The sequence below is a fragment of the Mycoplasma sp. (ex Biomphalaria glabrata) genome (assembly GCF_001484045.1).
Lineage (GTDB): Bacteria > Bacillota_I > Bacilli_A > Mycoplasmatales.
The window spans coordinates 522,704-546,605 of record NZ_CP013128.1 but is presented as its reverse complement, the minus strand read 5'-3'; the positions used below and the strand labels follow the sequence as shown (position 1 = coordinate 546,605).

23 protein-coding genes are annotated in these 23,902 nt (G+C 28.0%); 1 reads left to right on the top strand and 22 read right to left on the bottom strand.

Features of this window, described 5'->3' with window-relative positions:
- Nucleotides 1-3: 3 nt before the first annotated feature.
- From ASO20_RS02550 to ASO20_RS02505, 10 genes are all read right to left on the bottom strand, one after another.
- Nucleotides 4-3,177, bottom strand: a complete 3,174-nt coding sequence (locus ASO20_RS02550; protein ID WP_085056396.1) for an FtsX-like permease family protein — start codon at nt 3,175-3,177, stop codon at nt 4-6.
- A gap of 58 nt (nt 3,178-3,235) precedes the next feature.
- A complete protein-coding gene (locus tag ASO20_RS02545; protein ID WP_085056395.1) occupies nt 3,236-6,358 on the bottom strand; it encodes an FtsX-like permease family protein in 3,123 nt (1,040 codons plus the stop codon).
- The gene (locus tag ASO20_RS02540) at nt 6,358-7,080 is read right to left on the bottom strand and encodes a pseudouridine synthase (protein ID WP_085056394.1); all 723 of its coding nucleotides are present in this window, start codon (nt 7,078-7,080) and stop codon (nt 6,358-6,360) included. The genes ASO20_RS02545 and ASO20_RS02540 overlap by 1 nt, the downstream gene beginning before the upstream one ends.
- Before the next feature lies 1 nt (nt 7,081).
- On the bottom strand, nt 7,082-7,621 hold the full coding sequence (gene scpB / locus ASO20_RS02535; RefSeq protein WP_085056393.1) for an SMC-Scp complex subunit ScpB: 540 nt from the start codon (nt 7,619-7,621) through the stop codon (nt 7,082-7,084).
- A 5-nt stretch (nt 7,622-7,626) separates the two neighbouring features.
- Nucleotides 7,627-8,391, bottom strand: a complete 765-nt coding sequence (locus ASO20_RS02530; RefSeq protein WP_085056392.1) for a segregation/condensation protein A — start codon at nt 8,389-8,391, stop codon at nt 7,627-7,629.
- Entirely contained in the window at nt 8,392-9,666 is a 1,275-nt protein-coding gene (locus tag ASO20_RS02525; RefSeq protein WP_085056391.1) for a thymidine phosphorylase, read from the bottom strand.
- A 90-nt stretch (nt 9,667-9,756) separates the two neighbouring features.
- Nucleotides 9,757-10,419: a lysophospholipid acyltransferase family protein gene (locus ASO20_RS02520; protein ID WP_198140225.1), complete on the bottom strand. Its 663-nt coding sequence runs from the start codon at nt 10,417-10,419 to the stop codon at nt 9,757-9,759.
- A 79-nt stretch (nt 10,420-10,498) separates the two neighbouring features.
- Nucleotides 10,499-10,966: a dihydrofolate reductase gene (locus tag ASO20_RS02515; protein WP_257720215.1), complete on the bottom strand. Its 468-nt coding sequence runs from the start codon at nt 10,964-10,966 to the stop codon at nt 10,499-10,501.
- Nucleotide 10,967: 1 nt separating this feature from the next.
- Nucleotides 10,968-11,837: a thymidylate synthase gene (gene thyA, locus ASO20_RS02510; RefSeq protein WP_085056388.1), complete on the bottom strand. Its 870-nt coding sequence runs from the start codon at nt 11,835-11,837 to the stop codon at nt 10,968-10,970.
- Nucleotides 11,837-12,175 (bottom strand): holo-ACP synthase, encoded by a 339-nt coding sequence (locus ASO20_RS02505; RefSeq protein ID WP_442928649.1) that lies wholly within the window; start codon nt 12,173-12,175, stop codon nt 11,837-11,839. Before ASO20_RS02505 ends, thyA begins: the two co-directional genes overlap by 1 nt.
- Nucleotides 12,176-12,229: 54 nt before the next feature.
- On the opposite strand from ASO20_RS02505, the gene ASO20_RS02500 reads away from it, so the two are divergent.
- The gene (locus tag ASO20_RS02500) at nt 12,230-13,243 is read left to right on the top strand and encodes a hypothetical protein (RefSeq protein WP_085056386.1); all 1,014 of its coding nucleotides are present in this window, start codon (nt 12,230-12,232) and stop codon (nt 13,241-13,243) included.
- A 5-nt stretch (nt 13,244-13,248) separates the two neighbouring features.
- Here the strand turns inward: ASO20_RS02500 and ASO20_RS02495 are convergent, their stop codons facing one another.
- The 12 genes from ASO20_RS02495 to rpmF form a co-directional block, all read right to left on the bottom strand.
- Complete coding sequence (locus ASO20_RS02495) at nt 13,249-13,755, bottom strand: deoxycytidylate deaminase (RefSeq protein WP_085056385.1); 507 nt, start codon at nt 13,753-13,755, stop codon at nt 13,249-13,251.
- A 45-nt stretch (nt 13,756-13,800) separates the two neighbouring features.
- A complete protein-coding gene (locus ASO20_RS02490) occupies nt 13,801-14,727 on the bottom strand; it encodes an RluA family pseudouridine synthase (protein ID WP_085056384.1) in 927 nt (308 codons plus the stop codon).
- On the bottom strand, nt 14,720-15,289 hold the full coding sequence (lspA, locus tag ASO20_RS02485) for a signal peptidase II (RefSeq protein WP_085056383.1): 570 nt from the start codon (nt 15,287-15,289) through the stop codon (nt 14,720-14,722). Before lspA ends, ASO20_RS02490 begins: the two co-directional genes overlap by 8 nt.
- 5 nt (nt 15,290-15,294) lie before the next feature.
- Nucleotides 15,295-17,982, bottom strand: a complete 2,688-nt coding sequence (gene ileS, locus ASO20_RS02480; RefSeq protein WP_085056382.1) for an isoleucine--tRNA ligase — start codon at nt 17,980-17,982, stop codon at nt 15,295-15,297.
- A 1-nt stretch (nt 17,983) separates the two neighbouring features.
- Nucleotides 17,984-18,268: a hypothetical protein gene (locus ASO20_RS02475; protein WP_085056381.1), complete on the bottom strand. Its 285-nt coding sequence runs from the start codon at nt 18,266-18,268 to the stop codon at nt 17,984-17,986.
- Nucleotide 18,269: 1 nt separating this feature from the next.
- Nucleotides 18,270-18,395 carry a hypothetical protein gene (locus ASO20_RS03135; RefSeq protein WP_257720214.1) on the bottom strand — a complete coding sequence of 42 codons (126 nt, stop codon included), beginning with the start codon at nt 18,393-18,395 and terminating at the stop codon, nt 18,270-18,272.
- A 741-nt stretch (nt 18,396-19,136) separates the two neighbouring features.
- Nucleotides 19,137-19,472, bottom strand: coding sequence for a hypothetical protein (locus ASO20_RS02465; protein WP_085056379.1), 336 nt, complete (start codon nt 19,470-19,472; stop codon nt 19,137-19,139).
- Between the two features lie 97 nt (nt 19,473-19,569).
- A complete protein-coding gene (locus ASO20_RS02460) occupies nt 19,570-19,959 on the bottom strand; it encodes a cell division protein SepF (protein ID WP_085056378.1) in 390 nt (129 codons plus the stop codon).
- A gap of 3 nt (nt 19,960-19,962) precedes the next feature.
- Nucleotides 19,963-21,264: a cell division protein FtsZ gene (gene ftsZ / locus ASO20_RS02455; protein ID WP_085056377.1), complete on the bottom strand. Its 1,302-nt coding sequence runs from the start codon at nt 21,262-21,264 to the stop codon at nt 19,963-19,965.
- An 85-nt stretch (nt 21,265-21,349) separates the two neighbouring features.
- The gene (locus tag ASO20_RS02450; protein ID WP_085056376.1) at nt 21,350-22,618 is read right to left on the bottom strand and encodes a hypothetical protein; all 1,269 of its coding nucleotides are present in this window, start codon (nt 22,616-22,618) and stop codon (nt 21,350-21,352) included.
- A 10-nt stretch (nt 22,619-22,628) separates the two neighbouring features.
- Nucleotides 22,629-23,582 (bottom strand): 16S rRNA (cytosine(1402)-N(4))-methyltransferase RsmH, encoded by a 954-nt coding sequence (rsmH, locus tag ASO20_RS02445; protein WP_085056375.1) that lies wholly within the window; start codon nt 23,580-23,582, stop codon nt 22,629-22,631.
- 128 nt (nt 23,583-23,710) lie between these two features.
- Nucleotides 23,711-23,878 (bottom strand): 50S ribosomal protein L32, encoded by a 168-nt coding sequence (gene rpmF / locus ASO20_RS02440; RefSeq protein ID WP_085056374.1) that lies wholly within the window; start codon nt 23,876-23,878, stop codon nt 23,711-23,713.
- Between the last annotated feature and the right edge of the window lie 24 nt (nt 23,879-23,902).

Here is a 23,902-nt window from a genome sequence, read left to right as displayed (position 1 = left end):
TTTTTAATCCGTATTTACAATTTTTAAAGGATTGATTCGTTTTAGTGATGACATGGTAATGCATCAAATAATAATAAAAATAATAATCAAAGCAGCAACGGCTACTAATACCTCTATTGGTCCTAAATTAATAGCGAATTTCAATGGGTTATTGTTTTGAAAATTTATTAAAAAATCTTTTAATGGTTGATATATTGCATAAATTGTTCCTCCGACAAAAAGACTAGTTATGATTGTATAAATCACAAAAATTTGTTTTAACGAATAATTTCATTTATATCCTAAAATATGCATTACTGATAAATAACGAATATCTTGAAAGATCATAATATTAATAACGGTAGTTAAAGAAAATAGTGCTAAGAAAAAACCGATTATTCCAATAATTAAAATCAATATTAGTAATATATTGTTTACATTAAAAATACTTGCCTTCTCTGAGTAAGCAAAAATGTCTTTACTATCTGGATCGATGTATGTCGCGTATTGTTGTGTTGATGAACTTTGTGGATTACTAAATGAATAACCAAAACTATTTAAACCATCATTACTACATATAATTAAATCAGTTCAACCTAACCTATTTGATAAAGAATATGTTGATAATAAATCTGAAAAATAATTATTTGTAACAGCAACTGGAGATGAAATATTTGGCATAGAAGCAATAATTTTAAAGTAAAGTCAATTATTGTTTTTAGTCGGAATTTTCAATGTGTTTCCAACATTTACTTGATAATTAACCAAGAAACTACGATTAACATATATCGGAATCACAGGAAGTGGTCCGCCAGTTGGATTAGGAACTGGATTTTTTTCGTAATTATTAAATGTATCAATAATTTGAGGGGTATATAAAGTGAAAGCTGAATAATTATTATTGATACGATATATTGGCAAATATGACATTTGCATTTGACTTTCTCCTTCGATATAGACAGATTGGAAAGTAGTTTTTAAAATGTCATAATCACGATTATTTTCTAAAATTTGAACGCCAAAATAGTAATCAAAAGTTTGCAAATCCTTCGTATATTTGATGGTATTTATGATATCTGGAAAACTATTTTGAAGAGCTAATTTATTATCTTGAGAAATATTGGGAGAGTTTTTAATAGCATTAATAACACTTGTTCCTAAATTCATTCATAGATTTGTGTTATTTGTACTTGTGTTATTTAAATAATAAATTTTGTTATTAGGTTGTGCATTTAGAACTTGTTCAATATTCGATTTTTGATCACCATTATTATCTTTTAAAATGTCATCTGTAATTTCTTGATTCATCAATAGCATTTGCATCAATTTTTGAGTTGCATCTTGAATAGATGATGAATCGTAAAATGAAATTTTTTCAGTTGTCAAAGTATTACCAATTGTAACTTTTTTTGTTTGCTTATTAGTGTAATAACCACATTCATTTACTACATTTCCATTATGTTCGCAAAGTAAAATTGGTTGTGGACTGTCATGTAGTGGGCCTGATTTTACGGTGTATGAATAACGCATGTTGATACCATTATTAATTTCCTTTAAAAAATTAGTCATTGTCGATAAAGCGATTGAACTTAGTAATAAGCAAATAAATGAAACAATAATTGTAAGCAAGGAGAATGTAATCTTAGTAAAGTTTTTTAAAAATAAATTATATGTTAGCATTCCGTTAATGCTAAACATCCCTCCGATTCGTTTAATTCCTCAAACAATCATGCTAGGTTTACTTCTACTCCCTTCATATAATGAATCTTTAAAATTAATTTTGCGACACATTATATAAGAAATCATGAATGAAGCAAAGGCAACAATCAAAAACGAGCTTCAAGAAATCAATCCTATTTCTCAAGGGTTGATATTTACAGAAAAATGATAAGAAAAAACTTTATTATACATTTGATTAATTTGTTCTTGTAATTCATAGGCGATCGGAATCGATATTCCAATTCCTATTAAAGTAGAAATGATGGGTAAAATTGTTAAGGAGGTAGAAATTTCAAATGATGTTAAACCCATCGATTTAAAAATTGCTAATTGCGTTTTATATCCAGCAATTGAACGTTTCAATATTCCATAAATAATTAAAAAACTAAACGAAATTAAAATTAAGATAAAAGCTGAACCTAAAATTATGTAGCTTTGAAAAAAAGCTTTCATTAAAAAAGTTGATATATATATTCCTAAACTATTAGAAGATGTTAAAAACCCTCTTAATGATGGAATTCCATTTGCATAATCGACCATACTATCAATTTCTTTTCATGGTATTTTTTTTTCAAAACTAATTCATGAGTACAAATGATCTCACATCATAGTAGTTTGCCCAAATTTACTTGCATATTGTGCTGGAATATTGAAATAACTATAGTTGATTGGTAAATATAACGTTGGTTTACTAGTTCCAACAAAAAAATTATTTGCAGTGTAAGATGGATAAGTTGTCAAAAAATTATCAGCTATTTTACGAATCGTTAAGGTAGCATTAATAACTATTCTCGGATTGTCAGCAATAGAAGCACTGCAAAAAACTTTATCACCTACTTTCAAATGTTCAATATTTGCATATCCAGAAGATATATAAGTTTCTCCACTAAAATTAATATCTAATTTGTTACCAACTTCTTGATAAATTATATTGGTTGGTGTTGAGTTATTAAAATCATGTGTTTCTTGGCTGGTTAAAAAAGTGAATTTATTTTGGTCCTGATCTCATTGATAGAATCGATTATTGTCTTTAACATCAGAATGATCTTTTCCGTTATACAATGATGCTAATAAAAACAACGAAGTTGAATCGTTATTTTGCATATTTGTTAATTGTGAATAACTATTATTAACAAAGTCTGAACTTCCAAATACTGAAACGTGAAGAGGATTTGTTTGAGGATTGTTTTTATTTCCCGTTGTTTTAGATCAATTGTCATAAAATTGGGCATAACGGTTTTGAATAGCATTAGTATAATCATCAAATCCAGAAGTCATCATTTGGTCGTTATATGCTTTAAGTTGCGGAATATTCGCTTCTTCCATAACTTTTTCTAGAGTACCACTATTAAAAGCTGCATAACTTTGAATACTAAAAATGAAAGTTAGAAGAAATGTTATCAACACAGTAATAGTGGCAAAAAAAGTTTTTTGCTTTTTAATACCCACTAATGAATTTTTATAGAGTAATTTTTTCATATAACATTATTCTATTAAAATTATATATTTATAAATTAAATGAGTGTATTTTTGAAAATTATTCTTCTTTCAAAATTCTCAATGGATCAATTTTACGTAGAGAAATTGTTGATATTATTCAAATTAAAAGAAAAATAATCACCATTAAAGTAACAGATAATAAGATAGCTGATGAATCCATCTGAATCGAAAATCGTAAAGGATTAACGTTTTCAAAATTCTTAAAGAAATTGTTAACTGGTTTATATAACGCACCAATAGAAATACCAACAATGATAGCGGTTGCAAAAACATAAATAATAAAAATTTGCTTCAAAGAATAATTTCACTTATAACCCAGTACATTCATAACTGATAAATAGCGAATATCTTGAAAGATCATAATATTAATAACGGTCATTAGTGAAAATAGTGACAATAAAAATCCAATAATTCCAACTAATAGTATTAACACTAAAACAATATTAGAAATGTTCATAACAGAATCTGGATTAGAATATAAAAATGGTCATTTATTAACTGTTGAAAAATAATTAGCAAATGTTGAATTGCTTTTTGATGAATTTGCTGTAAATGAATAAGCAAAATTATCAATATCTCCACTATTAGTAACTCTTATCGAAGCACCCTCTTTTTTAAAAAATTGTTGAGCGAAAAAATCATTTGTTACAGCGAAAGTTTGTGAAGTATTTTTTAGCACACCGATAATTTTCATATTATAGTAGTTAACTCCATCAGAACTCATCACTTTAATCATGTCGCCATTAGCAAGATGAGATGTAATTAAAAAACTTCTATTCACAAAAATCGGAATAAAGCCTAGATTTGGTTGATTTTCATAAGAATTTAACATCTTTATATCATCAGAATTATATAAATTGAAATTAAAATCGTTCTCATTTATCGACATTAAATTGAATCCATAGATACTTGACCCAGATGAATTAAAGGCTTCGCCAACATAATGGGCATAAACGGCAGAATCTTCTCCTCTGCGCAACATTTCTGCTCCAAAATAAAATTTTTTATTATTAACATCTGATGTTATCGATTTTATGAAATTATCAACAGCAGCAATAACGGCGGTCTTGTGTTTAGGAGTCAATTTTGTTGATGGATTATTAATAGCAGTTTTAAGATTTTGTGCTAGTTCTAATCATGTTTGTGGACTTTTAGTGCTTGTTGAATCTAAATAATAAAATGTAGGAGTAGTACCCGGTAAATCATTTAATAACTGAGCAATGCTGGTTGATTTCTCTCCGTTTATATCGGTTGTAATGTCGTTCACAACTTGTTCATTAACTTCTAACATTTTTACAATTTTATCAACCGCGTCATTAGTGCTACTTATATCAAATTTTAATTCCTCTGAAGTATAAATTCCTTTAATATCGAATGGATGAATTTCATTAGGATTGTAGTAGCGGCAGTCAGAAATTTTATTATCATCCCTTTCGCATGTTAAAAATGGTGAAAGAATGTTTGATGATGAATTAAAAATAGAGTTTGTTGAATATTCATATCACATGTTCGTGCCAGCATTTATTTCTCCAACAAAACTAGTTACCGTTGTCAATGCTATTGATGTAAACAACAAACAAACAAATGAAAAAACAATGGTTACAAGTGAGAAAACAATCTTAGTAAAATTTTTTAAAAAAAGGTTGTAAGTTAACATACCATTAATTGAAAACAAAGCTCCAAATTTTTTAAAAAATCAAAAAAAACCATATGGTTTTGAAAGATTCCCTTCATACAATGTATCAGTAAATTTTATTTTCTTGCACATTATAAGGGAAATTAAATAACTAATAATAGTAATTAAAGTGATTGCGATCAAGGAAATGGTCACAATATCTTTAATATTCAATAAAGTTATGAAGTAAAATGAAAAAACTTTTGAAAAAATGCTACTAATTTGTAGTTGCACAAAATAAGCCACTAGAATCGAAACCATAATTGATGCAAAAGTTGAAATTAACGGCAAAATAGTCATGGAGGTTGCGATGCTCATCGATGAAGCTCCCATTGATTTAAATAATGCTAATTGTGTTTTATATGATGCAACCATTCTTTTTAAAATTCCGTAAATAATTAAAAAAATAAAAATTATTAAGATAGCTACAAATGCCGCACCCATAATTATGTAAGCAAGAAAAAAATTTTTCATCAAAAAGGTTGAAATATAAAAACTATTGCTATCAATTGTCCCCCACTTTTCTGGGTTTGGTTTTAAATTATTTGCAAAGGAAATTAAACTATTTAAATCACTATCTGAAATTGGATTTGTAAAAGCGGTTGTCTGAACTAGTGTCGGAATAATTAAATTATACGTTCCTCAATTTTTAAAAGATGGCGGGATTTGCACAAATGAATAATTAAACGGCAATATTAAACTCGGACGTGATGAATTAACAAAAAAATTTGTTCCCGATAAAGTTGGATACACGTTAAAAAAACTATTAGCTATTCCATAAACTTGCAAAGTAGCAGTTGTAAAGATTTTTAACTGCCCTCCTGTAATATGGTGAAGTGTAATTGTATCTCCAACTTTTAAATTATTTTCTTTCGCGAATGCATAAGAAACATACGTTTCTCCACTAAAATCACAATGAAGAATTTGTCCTTCTACACTATAGGAAACGTTTTGTGGCATTAGTTTATTAAAATCATTAACAACATTGTCATCAATAAAAGTAGTTTTATTGTCATTTACTTGAAACAATCGCCCTATGTTAGGATGATTGCTATTAAAAGTAGCATTATATGTTGAAAACAAAGTATATGATGAAAAAATATGATCACCAACTTGAATATTAGAGTTATTTTGATTATCAACATCTTCTAATGCATTTAGTGATGTATATAAAGGGTTAGTTGTAGGATTATTGGAGTTGTGATTAGTTATTGATCAATCTTTGTATATTGTATTTTCGTGTTTTTCTAATGTGTCAACTTGTGAATCTAAACTTTCTTTATATTTATAAGAAGCTGAATCACCAAATTGCGGAATATTAGCCTGCTTAATAAAATCCAGTGCATTATCATTATTAATGTTAACGAAATTCTGGACACTAAAAATAAATGTTAGCAAAAGTGATAACAAAATAACAATAGTTAAGAAAAACGTTTTTTGTCTTCTAATGCTTAATAAAGAATTTTTGTATAAAAGTCTTTTCATTATCTTTTTAATTTCTCCAATTCATGTATTGTTAATTTACGATATTTTCCTAAGTGCAAATCCCCTATCTCTAAAGAACCTATTCGAATTCTTTCGATAAATGAAACATATATATGAAATAATTTAAATGATTCGCGAATTTGACGATTTTTACCTTGTTTTAAGATTACTAAATAATAATAAGTTTTACCGACCATTCTGTATTCTTTTATTTCACAAGGTCCGGTTTCATATCCTTCACGAATCATAAGTCCTTGGGAAAATTTTTTTAATTCGTCTTTTCTTAATGATTTATCAACACCTACTAAATATTCTTTTTCGACGTGATTTCTTGGATGCATCAATTTATTATATAATTCACCATCATTTGTCACAATCAATAATCCTTGGCTTTTTAAATCTAATCTGCCTATAGGAAATAAATGATGTTTTTTATCTTCGATGGAGAAATAATCTAAGTAAGTTTTTCTGCCTTGTGGGTCGTTATTGGTGCAAACGCAGTCAGGAGGTTTGTTAAATAAAAAATAAACAAATTCATCAGGATTTTTAGTTATTGTATTTTCATAACCATCAATAGTAATTTGATCGTTATCAGCAACTTTAAATGAGAAATCGGTTACGATTTCGCCATTTACTTTTACTTTTTGTTCGAGAATTAATTTATCCGCTTGTCTTCTTGAACAAAAACCTCGCGATGAAATCGCTAAACCTAATCTTTTCATATTAATTAAAAATGTTTTGTTGTTGGGATAATTCTAATTCGGATAATAAAGAAATAATCGCTTCTTTATTTTCTAATTTAAACAAATCATAAAATTTACTTGTAATAACATATAGTATCGGCATCCCAGGCAAATTACTACGTTCTTTTTCTTCGATTAATTCCAATGCTCTTAGTTTTAAAAATAAACCATCACATCCTACCCCGCGGATTTTTTCCACTTCTTGTTTTGTTACTGGCTCTTTAGCTGCAATAATACTTAAGACTTCGATTGCAGCAATAGATAATGAGGTTTTTAATTGCTCGTTTTTTAATTTTTCCAGGTAAATTGAGCATTCTTTTTTTGTAACAAGTTTAATATTGCCATTAAATAACTGAAGGCTTAATCCGCGATTTTCACTACTTAATTCCTTTTCATATTCGCTAATATTTTCCAATAATGCTTTATTGCTAATTTGAAGAATTTTAGATAATTCACTTAGTGATATTCCATCTCCGCCTTTAGCAAATAAAATTGCTTCAATTTGTTTTAAAAAATTCATAACCCCTACCTCTTTACAAAAAAAACATCGTTTTCATTGCAATCAATAAAAACTCTTTGTTCCTTTACTAATTCTAATAAAGTTGTAAATAATAAAACAAAATATGTTAGATAATCATCTCTATCGATATTTTGTGCTTTCAAAACATGATAGATGGAAATTGGATTATTGTCTGTTAATTCATCTACAAAATTATCAAATACTTCTTTAACTTCTTCTTGAGAGTATTTAGATTGAACTATTTTTTGATCAAGTGGTTTTTCTCAAGCTATTCTTTCGATCATGTTTTTTAAAACATAATTTACCTTATCTCACGAAACGTTACGTATTGTTGGTTTTGCAGATGATTTAATTTGAGTTAAATCCATCGGTATTTTATCGTAAAAATATTGACGCTCTAGAAAGTTTTTTTGCAATAGTGCGGACACTTTTTTAAATTTGCTATATTCTATCAAAGCATTAATAAGTTTATCTTTTTCTGCTGCAACCATATCTTCATCGACTTCTAATTTCGTTTTCGGTAGAAGTAACTTACTTTTTAGTTCTAACAAATATGTTGCCATCACTAAATATTCGCTAACATCATCAATATTGGTGTGAATATTTTTTGTTACAAAATCACAATATTGTTGAATTAAATTAAGTAAATCTATTTCTAATAAATCTATTTTCTTGTCACGAACCATACTTAAAAGAAGATCCATCGGGCCTTCAAAATTTTCCAAAGTAAATTTATGAGCATCTATTGCTAAAAATTTTTTCTCACTCATTTAAACCATTTTCACAATTAATTTATAACTGCCTCTTGTTTGATCTATTCGATAACATGTTTTTAATTTATCTAATGTTTCTTTTGATAATTGTTCTGGCGAATACACTCTAATTAAAACATCATTTTTTTTCACAGATTGATTATTTTTTTTGTCAACAAAAATCGCTGAATACTTTTCTGGAGTTGGATATTTTGAGGTAGCAATGATTCCTATATCACGACTAACTTCACCTATTTGGCTAACTTTTGTCATTTTAAATATTCCTGATTTATTAGCTTTAATTTCAGTTAAATTCATTTTTGCTAATTCACTAGCATATTTTTCCATAAACTCATTAAAATTTCCGCCTTGATTATCAATTAGTTGAACAAATTTTTTAAAAGCTTTACCTGATTTTATCGCTTCTTCGATTCTTGTATTAGCTAATGGGTACTCCTTAGCTAAGTGATTCAAAAATGCTTTTAAAAGGGTTTCTAAATCAGAATTTTTTTCCCCAGATAAATATGAAATTACTTCATGAACTTCACAAGCATTTCCGACACTAAAACCTAACGGTTCATTAACTGTTGATACAACAATGGAAATTTTTCGCTTGAAATGATCTGCAATTTTTTGAAAATAATGAATTAATTTATCTGCATCAGCTGTAGTTTTACAAAAAGCTCCGTCACCAACTTTTAAATCGATTAATATTAAATCTGAATCAATTAGTATTTTTTTGGTCATAACGCTAATAGCTACTCATTCAATTATATTAGCTGTATTAGTTTGATTACGTAGATTATAAATTTTTTCATCAATTAAAGCGAAATCAGGAGAGTGTGCAAACAATATCATGTCATTTTTTGATGTTATTTTTTCAACTTCTTTAATTGATAAAAATGGATTAAATCCTGGAATAGAAAGTACTTTATCAATAGTTCCCCCAGTTATTCCTAGACCGGTTCCACTTGTTTTAACAACAGTAAAACCTAAAGATGCTAAAACTGGAACAAGCAATAATGTAAACTTATCCCCAATTCCGCCAACAGAATGTTTATCGATAATAATTTTTTTAGACCTAATTTTAATATTTTTTGATACATTAACAGATTTCTCTGTAAATCAAATAACTTCTTTAGTTGTTAATCTTTTGTATTTAGAACTAGTCAAAATACTAGTCATTTGTGCATCTATTATTTCACCAGATAAAAAACCATCTACAATGTAGGTAATTTCTTCTTCGTTTAATTCTAAACCTAAATGTCTTTTCTCTAAAATTTTATCAATCATACTTTAATTTTATTTTATATCTTTTAAATAGTTAAAAAAGTGTTTATTAAAAAAAATATGCACTAAGGCATATTTTTTAAAAGTATGTATTTAAATGCTTTTCCCGATGATTTTTTTAACCTCTTCAGCTACTGAAGTAGTATTTTTATGATGAAAATTGTCATATTTTACAGGTGTATGAAAAATAATTTTTATAGTAGGTTTCATTTTTTTACTAAAACTATTATTTATCATTCGTTTGTGAATATTTGATGTAATGTCAATTGAATTAACAATAGTTACTGGAATTATTGGTGCTGTTGATATAAAAGCAGGTTTGAAAGCACCAGGTTTAAACTCTCCCATTTCTTTTGATTTAGAACGAGTCCCTTCTGGGAAAATAATCAATGGTGATTTATTTTTAATCATGTGTTCAGTACTTGCATTAATAATTTCCAATGATTGACGTAAACTTTGACGATTTAATGGAAACGAATAAATAATTTTTAAAAAAGAATTCACTTTTCAATCTTTTAACAATTCTTCTTTTGCTATAAATGCTGGGTAAGTTTTTTTAGGCATAGCTAAAATCATTAAAATAGGATCAAAATTTGATTGATGGTTCGGTGTAATTAAGCACATTTTTTTATCAGGGATATTTTTTAATCCTTGAACTTCAATTTTAAATTTATATAAGAATTTAGTATATTGACAAATTCGGCGAACAAGATGATATGCTCTATTTTTGTCATATGGTTTGTTTTTTACTTTCACACCTTTATATAAAGATTTAGCTCTTCATTTAAGTCATAGTAGGCAAATAAAATAAAATGGTAAAAATCAAAGGCGCATTTTAACTCTTTCTTTTGTAAACGTAAGTTGTAAAATCTTCGTTATCTTGCTCACTTTGTAAAATGAAATCATTTAAGTTGATATCTTTAAAATAAGTATCACCTTGATATTCACCTTTAACAATTGTTAAATACAAAGTTTCACACTTTTCATATAATAACTTAAATATAGCTGCACCACCAACAACCATCAATTCCTTGTCGCTATATTCTGCCAATAATTTATCTACATTAAAGACAACACGTACATTAGGATGATCAAAATAATAATCCTTATTATTTGTCAGTATAATGGTATTTCGACCAGGTAATGGTTTACCGATTGATTCAAAAGTCTTTCTGCCCATTAACATATCTTTTCCAAGTGTTACTTGGCGAAAATATTTTAATTCAGCCGGGATATGTCATGGTAATTTGTTCTCATTACCTATTAGGCCATTTCTGTCCATCGCAAGAATAAAAGAAATCATATTAGACAGCCACCGCTCCAGCAATATGAGGGTGAGCCTCGTATCCATCTAATTCAAAATCTTCAATGTTAAAGTCTTCAATATTTTTAACTTCTCTTTTTATTATTAATTTTGGCAATTTATATGGTGTTCTTGTTAATTGAAGATTAATTTGGTCAACATGATTTGAATATATATGAGCATCCCCAATTACATGAATGAAAGTACCAGGTTTTAGACCAGTTATGGCAGCGACCATATATGTTAATAAGGAATATGAAGCAATATTGAAAGGAATACCTAAAAAGATATCTCCACTACGTTGATATAGTTGACAATTTAAATATCCATCGTCAGTGACATAAAATTGCATTAAAGAGTGACAAGGAGGTAAAAGCATATTTTTAACTTCAACTGGATTTCATGCTGAAACAATTAAACGTCTAGATTGCGGATTCTTTTTAATTTCTTCTACAACTCAACTTAGTTGATCAACTCCATTAAAATCCCGTCATTGTTTTCCGTATACTGGACCCAGATCTCCTCATTTTTGAGCAAAATTATCATCATCCGCAATACGTTGGGCAAAAGTTTTAATATCTATTCCATCATATTCTGAAGAGGATTGATATTTTTTAAATGGTCATTCATTTCAAATTCTTACTCCGTTTTTAACAAGGTATTGAATATTAGTATCTCCCTTAACAAATCATAGTAATTCAACTAAAACAGATTTAAAATGAACTTTTTTAGTTGTGACAAGAGGAAATTCATTTTTTAGATTATAACGAGATTGATATCCGAATCAACTAATGGTACCAGTTCCTGTTCGGTCACCTTTCTTTTCACCATTATCTAAAACAAAACGGCATAAATCTAAATATTGTTTCATTATTTTCCCTCTGCATTATAATAAGCAACAGCAACCGTGTATGCTTTCTCGTGACTTATACTTATTGTCACATTGTACTTATTATAAATGAAATACAATTTATTATTTTCGGTTTTTTGGATTTCGATTTTATTCATTGGTATCGGTTGTTCAATACATTTGATAATAGCTTCTTTAGCTGCTCATCTCCCAGCTAAAAATTCGCGTTTCGCTAGTTTTGTTTTACGGTTTGTAAATTCACACAATTCATCCTGAGATAAAATTCGCTTAGCTATCTTATTAGCTGAAATAATCAATCTCTTATTTTCAACGATATCAATACCAATAAAGTTATTCATCATAGATTAATTTTAAATTACTAATTTCTAAAAATAAATATTAAAATTGTATTGATGAAAATAATAATAGATATTTTAAATGATACTTACTGAAAAATAAATTTTACAAAGCAACAACTAAATGATTTAGAAAAATGATTTATTTCTAATCCATTCGAAATAAAAAATAATGCCAAATACTTAAAGCGAAATGGTTATTCTATTTTTTGATACGAGGAACCTAAAAGATTAGATGTTCAAGGAAAAGGAAAAACTATAAAAACAGAAGTACTTTCGATAATTAAAGAAATTAATCCAAAATTTGTGCCAGAATTCCATAATGAAAAAAATGCTATTATCCATAAACCAAAACCTCAAAAAATTTTAGATTTTGAATTAGAAGAAGAAAATTATGTTGGAATGGATGAATCAGGTAAAGGTGAAGACTTTGGTTCTGTAGTTTTTTGCTCAGTTACTGTCCAACAAAGTGATTTTCAAAAATTAACTGATTTCGGTATTAATGATTCAAAAAAATTAACAGACATGAAAATTATTCAATTAAGAGAACAAATTTCAAAATTAATCCAACAAAAAAATATACTTTATTCATTTGCTTCTCCATCTGAATTACACAATGCTCGTGAAAAGGGTTCTAACTTAAATGAAGTTATGTGTTATCACTATGAATTACTAATTAAACAAGCATGTATTAATCGTGATATTAATCACAACGTTGTTATTGATAAATTTACAAGTCATAAAATTCAAATTGAAAATATTGAAAATTTATCATCTTATAATAGCGAAATTAAATTAATAGAAAAGGCAGATCAAGAATATATCTCAGTAATGTGTGCAAGTATTTTTGCTCGCGCTAAGTATTTAGATATTATTCAAGAAATTAGTAGAAAATATAATTTTGATTTAACAATTGGTGCAAATTTTGAAAAAAATATTAAACCATTTATCGATCATTTAATAAGAAGTAAGCGACCAAAACAGGAAATTGAAAAAATAGTTAGAGAAACTATAAAAAATCGCATCGAAGATGCGATACATTATGTTAATAAAACTTATAAAGTAAATTAATATCGTTATTTGTAAGTTGGGTAGTTATCATTAGATAATAAATTAATATGTTCAGGTGTATATTGACGAATTTTAATTCCAGCTTCCTTTAATAATTTAGTTGAAGCTTTAATGTCATCTTCTTTTTCGTATGGGTTGTGTAGATAAATTAATTCTTCAATTCCAATTTGTAATAATAATTTAGTACATGTTGAACAAGGAAATAACGTCACATAAGCATGAGATTTAGCAGTATTTCTTCCTCATGAATTAATGATGGCGTTTTGTTCTGCATGAACTACATATGGATATTTAGTTTGATTAACATGTTTATCAACGCGAGTTTCTCATGGAATATTTTTATCGTCAATTCGACGAGGTGCCCCGTTGTAACCTGTTCCTAAAATGATTTTATCGTGATTACTTATAATGCAAGCCCCTACTTTAGTGTGTGGGTCTTTACTTCTTAGCGCTGACATTTGCGCTATCCCCATAAAATATTCATCTCAACTTATATGTTTGTCTTTTTGCATTTTCCCCTCTTTATTATAGTCATTATGTATTTTAACTAAATTAATTTATTCATTGCTTATTCTGATTAATTTATCTTTAAATTCAATTGGATCATCGATAGTAAATTTCAATCTTTCGTTGGTAATTGGATGCGTAAATTCTAAATAAAAAGCATTTAGATATTGACCATACTCATAATTACGATCAGAATATAATCCATAAATATTATCACCAACAATTGGATATTTTAAGTAATTCAAGTGAACGCGAATTTGGTGAGTTCTTCCAGTCATCAATTCTAATTCTACATATGTGTAATTTTTGTAACGTTCTAAAACATTCAAAATTGTTTTTGCTTTTTTACCATCCTGAGCAATCACCATTTTTTTATAGTTTTTTTGATCGCGTTTAATAGGCAAATCAATTAATAATTTATCCTTTTCAATTCTTCCGTGAACAATTGCATGATATTTGCGGACAATTGTATGACTTTGGAATTGTTCTTGAAGTTTTGTTAGTATTTCATCGTTTTTAGCAACAACAATTATCCCTGTTGTATCTTTGTCTATACGGTGAACAATTCCTGGGCGAATGGATTCATTGTTAGCCAATTTATCAGCATAATGATGTTTTAAAGCGTTCACGATCGTGTCTTCAGTGTGCCCTGGAGCTATATGAACAACTGTGTCATTCGGTTTATTAATAATTACTAAATAATCATCTTCATAAATGATGTCTAGTTTCATTTCCACGTTTGGGCGAACATATTTTAAAGATTCGTCCTTTATAAAAAATAATTCATCTATTTTAATAACGTCATTATTTTCTAACACATAGTTAGATTTAATGATTTCGTCATTAACAAGAACCAATTGTTTTTCAATCATTTTTTGAACATATGAACGAGAAACTTTTAATTCTTCTGCTAAAAATTTGTCAATCCTTTGCGCATTATTATTGTTATAAAATAATTCTTTTACATTATTATTCATTATTATCCGTAATTTCTAAAGTTGCTTTCACTTCTTCTTTATTCATTGCAACATCTTTAGCATTAGATGTAAATACATACACAACTAAAACATGAATTACGCCATATGTAATCATTAAATCAGCAACATTTAACACTATTGTATAACTTCCTAATTCAACAGAAATGTAATCAATTACATATCCTAAAATTACACGATCAGCAAAATTATCAATAGCTCCCAACAATATAAAAGCAAATCCAATTTTGATAGCAAATCTAGTCGAAAAAATAAAACCAGCCAATGGAACAATTAAAGCAATAACGTTTAATAAAGCAACCAATCATGGCATATCACTAAATAAACTAAAAGAGGAACCATAATTTTCAGTATATTTAATGGCGAAATAATGCGAAATAATCGGATATGACTTGCCGGATTGGTCAGCAGAAATAATGTATTTAAATAAAACATCGATTCAAAAAAAAATTGATGCAATCAAAATTGCAAAAATTTTATTTTTTGCCGTTCCTGAATTAATATTAGAAACTCTTTTTAGTTTTAATCAAATGTTTTTAATCATATGTATTATTTTATTGCATTATGACAGCTAATACATATTTTTCCATCAAACATTTCATCTTGTTCAAAATATTTTCAGCATCTTTCACAAGATTTGCCTGGATGTTTAGTTACTTGAACATAACAAGATTCCTTTTCAACTAAATTATTAGAAATCTCATTATTTATTTCTAATTTTGAAACCATTAAAATTTCTTTCAAATAGATTGTTTCAAAAAATTTAAAATCATTTTTTAATTTTAAAACAATCTTAGCTTCTAACGATTTTCCAATAATTTTATCTTGACGAGCTTTTTCAATTTCTTGATATATATCTGTTTTCAATTTTCATATTTTATTTCATTCATTAACATTGATATTTACAGAAACATCTAATAGTTTAATTTCTTCTAACATTACAGACTCATTTTTATTTAATTTATTAAAAAATGAGTATGCTTCTTCACATGTGTGCGGAATGATTGGTGCCAACAAAGTGATTAAAGTATTTGTAATGTGATAGAAAACAAAAAGAATTTGTTGTCTTCTTGGGTCGTTTTCTCGTTGAACATAAACGACGTCTTTTGCAATGTCTAAATAGAAAGCACTTAAATCATTGATTACAAAATTATTAATTAACTGATAAACTTTTTCATATTTATAATTTTCATAACTATTCTTAACTTCATAAATCAATTCATTTGTTAAATGAATCATATATTGGTCTACTTCATTCAATTGAATAGTTTTATGATGATAATTATTTAAATTTCCAAGCATAAAACGAATTGTGTTACGAATTTTTCTATAACTTTCAGCGACTTGTTTTAATAAATTATCACTGATTCTTACATCTTCTTGGTAGTCAACAGATGAAACTCATAAACGTAATACATCAGCACCATATTGATTTATAACTTTTAGTGGATCAATCACATTGCCTTTCGATTTAGACATTTTATGTCCCTTTTCATCTAAAACGAAACCATGAGTAACTAGTTTTTTGTATGGAGATTTATTATGAACAGCTGATGAAATAATCAATGAAGAATTAAATCAACCTCTAAATTGATCATTTCCTTCAATATAAACATCAGCAACTGTTGTGTCAAAATTTCTTAGTAATGTATTGAAAGCTGTCCCACTATCAAATCAAACATCCATAATATCTTTTTCTTTTGTATATCCATCAATATTTTGATTAAAGTTATCTGGTAAAAGATCTTTAATAGGTAATTTATCTCATGCTTCTACACCATGTTTTATAAACATATTTATTTGGTGTTGAATTACATCATCCTTCACAATTGGTTCATGATTAGCATCATAAATTATTGGAATTGGTACACCTCAAATTCTTTGACGAGAAATACATCAATCACCACGATTTGCAATCATATTTTGCATTCTTGATTTTCCTCAATCAGGATAACTAACGATTCCATCTAAATCTTTGATAATATTATTTTTAATATTTTTAATCGTAATAAATCATTGTTGTGTTGCTCTAAAAATAATTGGTTTTTTAGTTCTTCAATCATGCGGATACTGGTGAGTAATTATTTCTTTAAAAAGTAAATTACCTAATGACTCTAATTTTTCAATGATTGACTGAGAAGCTTTATCTAAAAATAAACCATCGAATTCGCCAGCCTTTTCCATAATTCCTTGAGCATTAACAACAGAAACAACTTCCAAATTATATTTTTTACCAACAATGTAGTCATCTTGCCCATGTCCTGGAGCTGTGTGTACTAGTCCAGTTCCATCAATATCAGAAACATGCTCTCCTAATATTAATTTGTATTTTTCGTTATTAAAAAAATGGGTATATGTTAAATTTTCCAGTTCTTTCCCTTTTAATTTCTTAATAATTTTGACTTCTTCAAAGTTCAATTTTGATATTAATTTCTCACGAAGATTATCTAAAATTAAAAATAAGCCCTTATTAGTTTCAATTACTACATAATCAAATGTCGGATTTACAGAAATGGCGCGATTGGCAGGAAGCGTTCATGGTGTTGTTGTTCAAATTATTGCTTTTGTCCCAGTAGGTAAAATATCGTTATGATTTATGTCAAATGTTACATAAATAGATGGAGAATTTTTTTCTTGATATTCAATTTCAGCTTCTGCTAATGCACTTTCTGAACTTCACGATCAATAAACTGGTTTTAAATCGCGGAAAACAAGTCCACGTTTTAACATTGAAAAAAAACATTTAACTTGTTCAATTTCATATTCTTTTTGAAGAGTAAAATACGTTTCACTATAGTCTGTGAATAAACCTAATCTTTTAAATTGCTCTTTTTGATTTTTAATTTGGTCAAGAGCATATTCCTTACAAATATTGCGGAATTCATTGACTGTCTTTTCTTTACGTTTTACTCCAGATTTTTCGATAGCACTTTCAATTGGTAATCCGTGAGTATCTCAACCAAGAACAAACGGAGTGTACATGTTATTTAACGTTCTATAACGAACATTGATATCCTTCAAAACCTTATTCAAGGCATGTCCGATATGGATACTACCATTTGCGTATGGCGGACCATCCAAAAATACATAAGGCTCATTAGACTTATTTTTTTGCAATGCTTTGTGATAAATTTTTTTACTTTCCCACTTTTCTTGAATTGCCGGTTCCTTTTGATTTAAATTTGCACGCATTTCAAAATCTGTAACAGGCATTAATAACGTATCTTTAAATTCCATATTATCCTTTTAATTTCTTAACTAAAGTTGTTAAGTATTTTTCATAATTATCGCGATAATCTTTTTTAATTTCGACTTCATCAATTTTTAAGTTTTTAACCAAGAATGAAATTAAAACATTATCGCTAAAATTATGCACATCATTAATATATTGAGCCAGTTCACTAGTTAATAAATTAACAAACATAGTTCTTTGCTCATTTGTTAAATTATTTGTAAAATTTTCAAAACTTCTCTTATCTTGAAAAAGTTTTGATCATTGTTCCATTAAATCTTTATTATCCATGCTAACACTGATGCCCATGACAACCAGAACCAGATGATGATCCTGTTTGATTATTTAATACAACTACAACAATGATGATTGTTGTAATAACAACCAACAAACCAATTCCAATTAATGCTTTTTTCATAATAGTTGTATTATACAAAACATAAATAGAATGTAGTTACAATATTTTAAAAATGATTGACTAAAATATCGTAAACATCATATAATGTACAAAGTATTTTATACAGATATGGGTATTTGAAGTATATATATTAGGTAAAAACAAAAGTGTTTCTACAGGGTATTTAGTATTAAGTTTCTTTTGCTGCTCTATTTTAGGTTTTATCTTAATTTTGATCGGTCAAACAATAGAAGAACAATCTGATCGTCAAAAAGTTTGTGTTAATGAATAATTAATAATAAAAATAGCTCTTCGGAGCTATTTTTATTATTTTAAGAAGTTGGGTTAAAAGTTGATACCCGAGTAACGACAGGTTTGGTTGTTTGATTCGTTCCTACAATATAGCAAATAATAAATAAAATAAAACTAATAAAGTTTGCAAAAAACGTTAAGACGGTATATCAAACCAGAATTTCTTGATCTGTCGCTAATATAACAATTGTTCAAATTAACATCAAAAGAGTAATGAAACTTATGAATATAGTAAATATTCCTCAAAAAATATTTGAACTTGCACTTAAGTCCCCGTTAAATAGTTCTACAGTTAATGCTATTGAAAATGCACATAATCATGGTATGAATATTATATTTAGCCATAATCCTACAGCAACTACTTTATTTCTCTTTGTGTACATACGTTTTCCTTTCTTATGTTTTTATCTTATCAAGATGAAAAGAATAATGAATTTTAAAAATTATTTTTTAATTATTTAACTCATTAATTTTATTTTCTTTTCTTGATCCCACCACATAACATGCAATAAATAAAATGAAACTAAAAATATTAACGAAAAATGACAATACTGTGTATAGAACACCGACTTCGTGATCAGTCAAAATAATTACTGATGTTCAAACAAACATCCCAAACATTAATATTCCTAGAAAAATTGCAAATGTTGCGACAATAAAATCTAGTTGGATTCCATCATAAAAATAATCAACCATTTGTACCATCATTCATCCGAAAAATCATGGTAAGACGATCATATTTAGCCAAAGCCCTGTTGCAACTACTTTATTTTGTTTTGAGTACATAAAAATTTCCTTATGTTTTTATCTTATCAAGCAAAAATAGTAAATCCCTTTTTAAGAATAAAAAAAATAGCTCAGTTGAGCTATTTTATTTTTTTATTTATTTAAAGTTATCAATACTTACTGTTAGCGTTTTTCTAAGTTCAGCACTTAAAATTACTGATTTTGGTGTTAATAAGTAAATTTTTGTTCCTTTTTCACCAATTTTTTCGATATTTCCATTAATACCATAAACAGTTCCGCTTAAGAAGTCGATTGCTCTAAAGAATTTATTTTCTTCAATGTTGTGTAAATTAACAATTACACTTTCACCTTCTTTTACATAATCAGCAACTTTCGTCACTTGACTATAGTCTTTTAAAATACAAGTTTTAATTTCATGTACTTTTGTTAACTTACGAACAGCATGTTGAATACCAGAAACGATATCTGGTTTTTTTGATGTTGTTGCTTGTTGATGAATGTTATTTTTTCTAAATAAATTTAACATATTTTATCTCTTTCTTAAGAACGCTGGAATATCATCTTCTTCGTTCATACTTATATTTTGTGTTGATGAAACTTTGTCCATTCTGATATTTGACACATTTTGTTTCATCGTTCTAGATAATTGACTTGCACTACTTCTAGAAGCTGGGCTTAAGTGTGGTGCTACTTCAATTTTACTACTTGCAGTATTGCTGCTACGTTGACTTGATTGATATTTCATTGAAGCTAATAATTCTTGTTCAGTTCTAAATTTGTCTGATACGCTTGCTTTCAAATTTTTCTTTCACTCAGTGCGACGTTGTGCAATAGCATTTGGATCAGCATAAATAATCGCTTCTTCATCAAAACCAGTTGCAATAACGGTAACGATCATTTGGTCATCTAATTCTTCATTAATGGCAACCCCAAAAATTATGTTAATGTCTGAACCAGCATGCTCGCGAATTACTTCAACAGCCGCATTAGCTTCAAACAATGTCATTGATTCTGAACCAGTCACGTTAACGATAGCATCTTTTGCTCCTGTAATTGATGCTTCCAACAATGGTGAAGAAATTGCTTTTAATGCGGCACCTTCAGCTTTGTTTTCACCTTTTTCCATTCCAATTCCGATTAAAGCGTAACCTTTATCTTGCATAATCGTGCGAACATCAGCAAAGTCCAAATTAATTAAAGATGGGATGGCAATTAAATCTGTAATTGTTTGTACCCCTTGTCTTAATACTTTATCTGCTTCTTGGAAGGCGCTTTTTAATGGAATATTACCAATCGCTTCCAATAATTTATCGTTTGATACTACAATTAATGAATCTACATTTTCTTTAAGTTCTTGTAATCCTTGATTAGCATTAGCCATTCTTGTAGTACCTTCAAATGTAAATGGACGAGTAACGATAGCCATCGTTAAAGCTCCTAAATCTTTGGCAATTTTAGCAATTACTGGGGCTGAACCTGTACCAGTTCCTCCACCCATTCCAGCTGCAATAAAAATCATATCTGCACCTTTTAGTGCTTCTCTTATTTCTTCCTCAGATTCAATTGACGCTTCTCTTCCTGTATTAGGGTTGGCTCCAGCTCCTAATCCTTTTGTCAATTCTTTTCCAAGAATAATTCTATTCTTAGCTTTTGATTCAGCTAAAACTTGAGCATCAGTATTAACTACTCAAAATTCTACTCCTGAAATCCCTTCTACAATCATGCGGTTAACAGCGTTACATCCACCGCCACCTACACCAATTACTTTAATGCAAGCTTGTCCGTTACTTGCTTGCGTTGAATTAAATTCAATGTCTTTTTTTCCGTACATAATTTCTCCTTTTATATTTTTCCAATAAATTTGCTTTTATTTTATATTTAATATTTTATTAATGTTAAAATATGATTTTATATTTTTATTGTGCCCCCTTATTGAATAATTTTTTGTTAATTGATTTTGACATTTCACTAAATACTCTCGGAAAAACAACATTTTTCTTTAAAGTGTAACTAAAATTATTTTTAAGTGATGTTTCTCTTTTTGATTCTTCTGTATTAGAATGGTGTTTATACTTAATCGCTCCTAAAACATTTCATAAAGAGGGATTTTTAGCATTAATTGTATTTGAATTGTAGATTACAATTTCATCTAAATGCATATAACCATGTAGGAATTCTTCTAACCCGTGCAGACTAGCTCCTCCTCCTACTAGATGAATTGTTGATAAATTTCCTTCTGTTCTCTCTAAAGCTGTTTTGTAAATTTTTTCAAATGATTCAATAATTCTTGCTTTTGCAACAACATTTAATTCATTAGATGTGAAATCAACAATTTTATTTGGTGCTAATGGAAAACATTTTTGCTTAATGATGAACGGTTCTTCTGCTGGTTGGTCGTTTAATTTAACACAAGTTTTACGCAATTCTTCTATTTTTGCAAAATTATCACAATCGACAACATAATTAACATCTTTATCAATGTTATTAACACCAAACGGTAACGCATCGATAGAACTTAGGAATTGGTGAGAATAAACCATTACCAATGTCTTTTTGTGACCATAGTCAACTATAACTGCATTTTCTTTATCAGCTACAGATTTAAAAACTTCCTCTTGTCATGCGAATGCATCAATAACTACATCTAAAATTTTAGATTTTGTTTTTACAAAAATTTGTAAATAATTCTCATAAACTTTTTTGTTAATTGAATATAAATAACCTTCTAATTTTAAAGATTTAAAAGCTCTTTGACCAATTGGTTTAAAAGTTGTTTCTTTGTCGTCAACTGAATATGAAGTTGAAATAATTTCAATCGGAGATAGTTTTTCATTATTCGATTTTTCAATCATAATATCCATTTTTAACGCGTTAATATCTGAGAATGTAATTGTTTTTGGTTCTTGTAAGTTAATCCCTCTTGAAATTTTATTAATAGTTAAACCAAAAGAAGGTAAAACTAATAAAACTTTAGATATATTCATTTTTAACAAGAAATTTGCATCATCGACAAACTCGTCCACCATTTTCCCGATTGTTTTTGGATCAACAACTAAATGATTTTTCAAAAATATTCCAGGAACAACTTTCTTATACAAAATATTTACTTTATCGTGGATAATTTCACTCACAATAAAACGTAAGCTTGTATTTCCTATTTCTAACCCTGCGTATACATAATTCATTTTGTTCCCCTTATTTTTTTTGAATAATTCTTAATTTTGCTGAGCGACTTCGACTATTTTCTTGTAATTCTTGTTCACTAGGCAAGATTGGTTTTTTTGTAATCAACTCATAGTTGATTTTGATATCTTTTGCTTTAATTGGTAATTTACTTGGTAAATTTGATGACGTTTTATCAACAAAAAATTGTTTAACTATTCGATCTTCAAGTGAGTGAAAAGTTATTACACAAAGTTTTGCAGTCGGTTTTAAAAAATCTAGAATGTCATTTAAAAATTTTTCTAACGATTTTAATTCTTGATTAACTTCGATGCGAATTGCTTGAAAAACTTTTCGAGCTGGATGTTTTTCCATTGTATAAAGAACTTTTTTTGGAAATGCAGACTTAATAATCTCAACAAGTTCAAAAGTTGTTTCAATTGGTTTATTTACTCTACTTCTTACAATCATGGCAGCGATGCGTTTTGCAAAAGTTTCTTCACCATACAACCAAAAAATTCGACTAAGTGAATTTTCATCATATTCATTCACCACTTCATAAGCAGATAAATTACTATCTTGATTCATTCGCATATCAAGTTTTGCATCTTGATGATATGAAAACCCTCGCGAACCATCATCTAATTGCATACTAGAAACTCCGAGATCAACAAGCACACCATCTAAACTAGTTATTTCTAATTTGTCTAGTTGTGCTTTTACATTAGCGTAGTTATCATTAATAATCTTAAAATTATCATAACCAGCCACTCTAAATTTATTAGTTGCCATTTCAATAGCTTTTTTGTCAAGGTCAAAAGCAATCAATAAACCCTGGTTATTTAATCGTTTTAAAATTTCCAAACTATGTCCACCTAAACCTAACGTTCCATCTAAATAAATTCCGTGTGGTTTTATAGAAAGTTGTTCCGTTATTTCTGGTAGCAAAATTGAATAGTGTTGAAAATTAGAAATTTGATTTGGCATAATAACCATTTTTATTATGAAATATTAATTAATATTTACGAAAAATATATTGAAATAAAAATACCCCCTAGCGGAGGCATTAGTAATAAAATTATATTAAATTAGTAGCAAATTAGTATTTTACTTAATTAAGCAACTTTTTTACCATTATAGAATCCACATTCAGGGCACACTCTATGTGGTTTAATCATGGCACCGCAATTTGAACATTTTGCTAATGTTGGTGCTGTTAATGCTTGATGCGATCTTCTTTTACCTTTTTTACTCTTACTCGTTTTTCTAAATGGAACAGCCATTTTATCTCCTTTATAATCTTATTT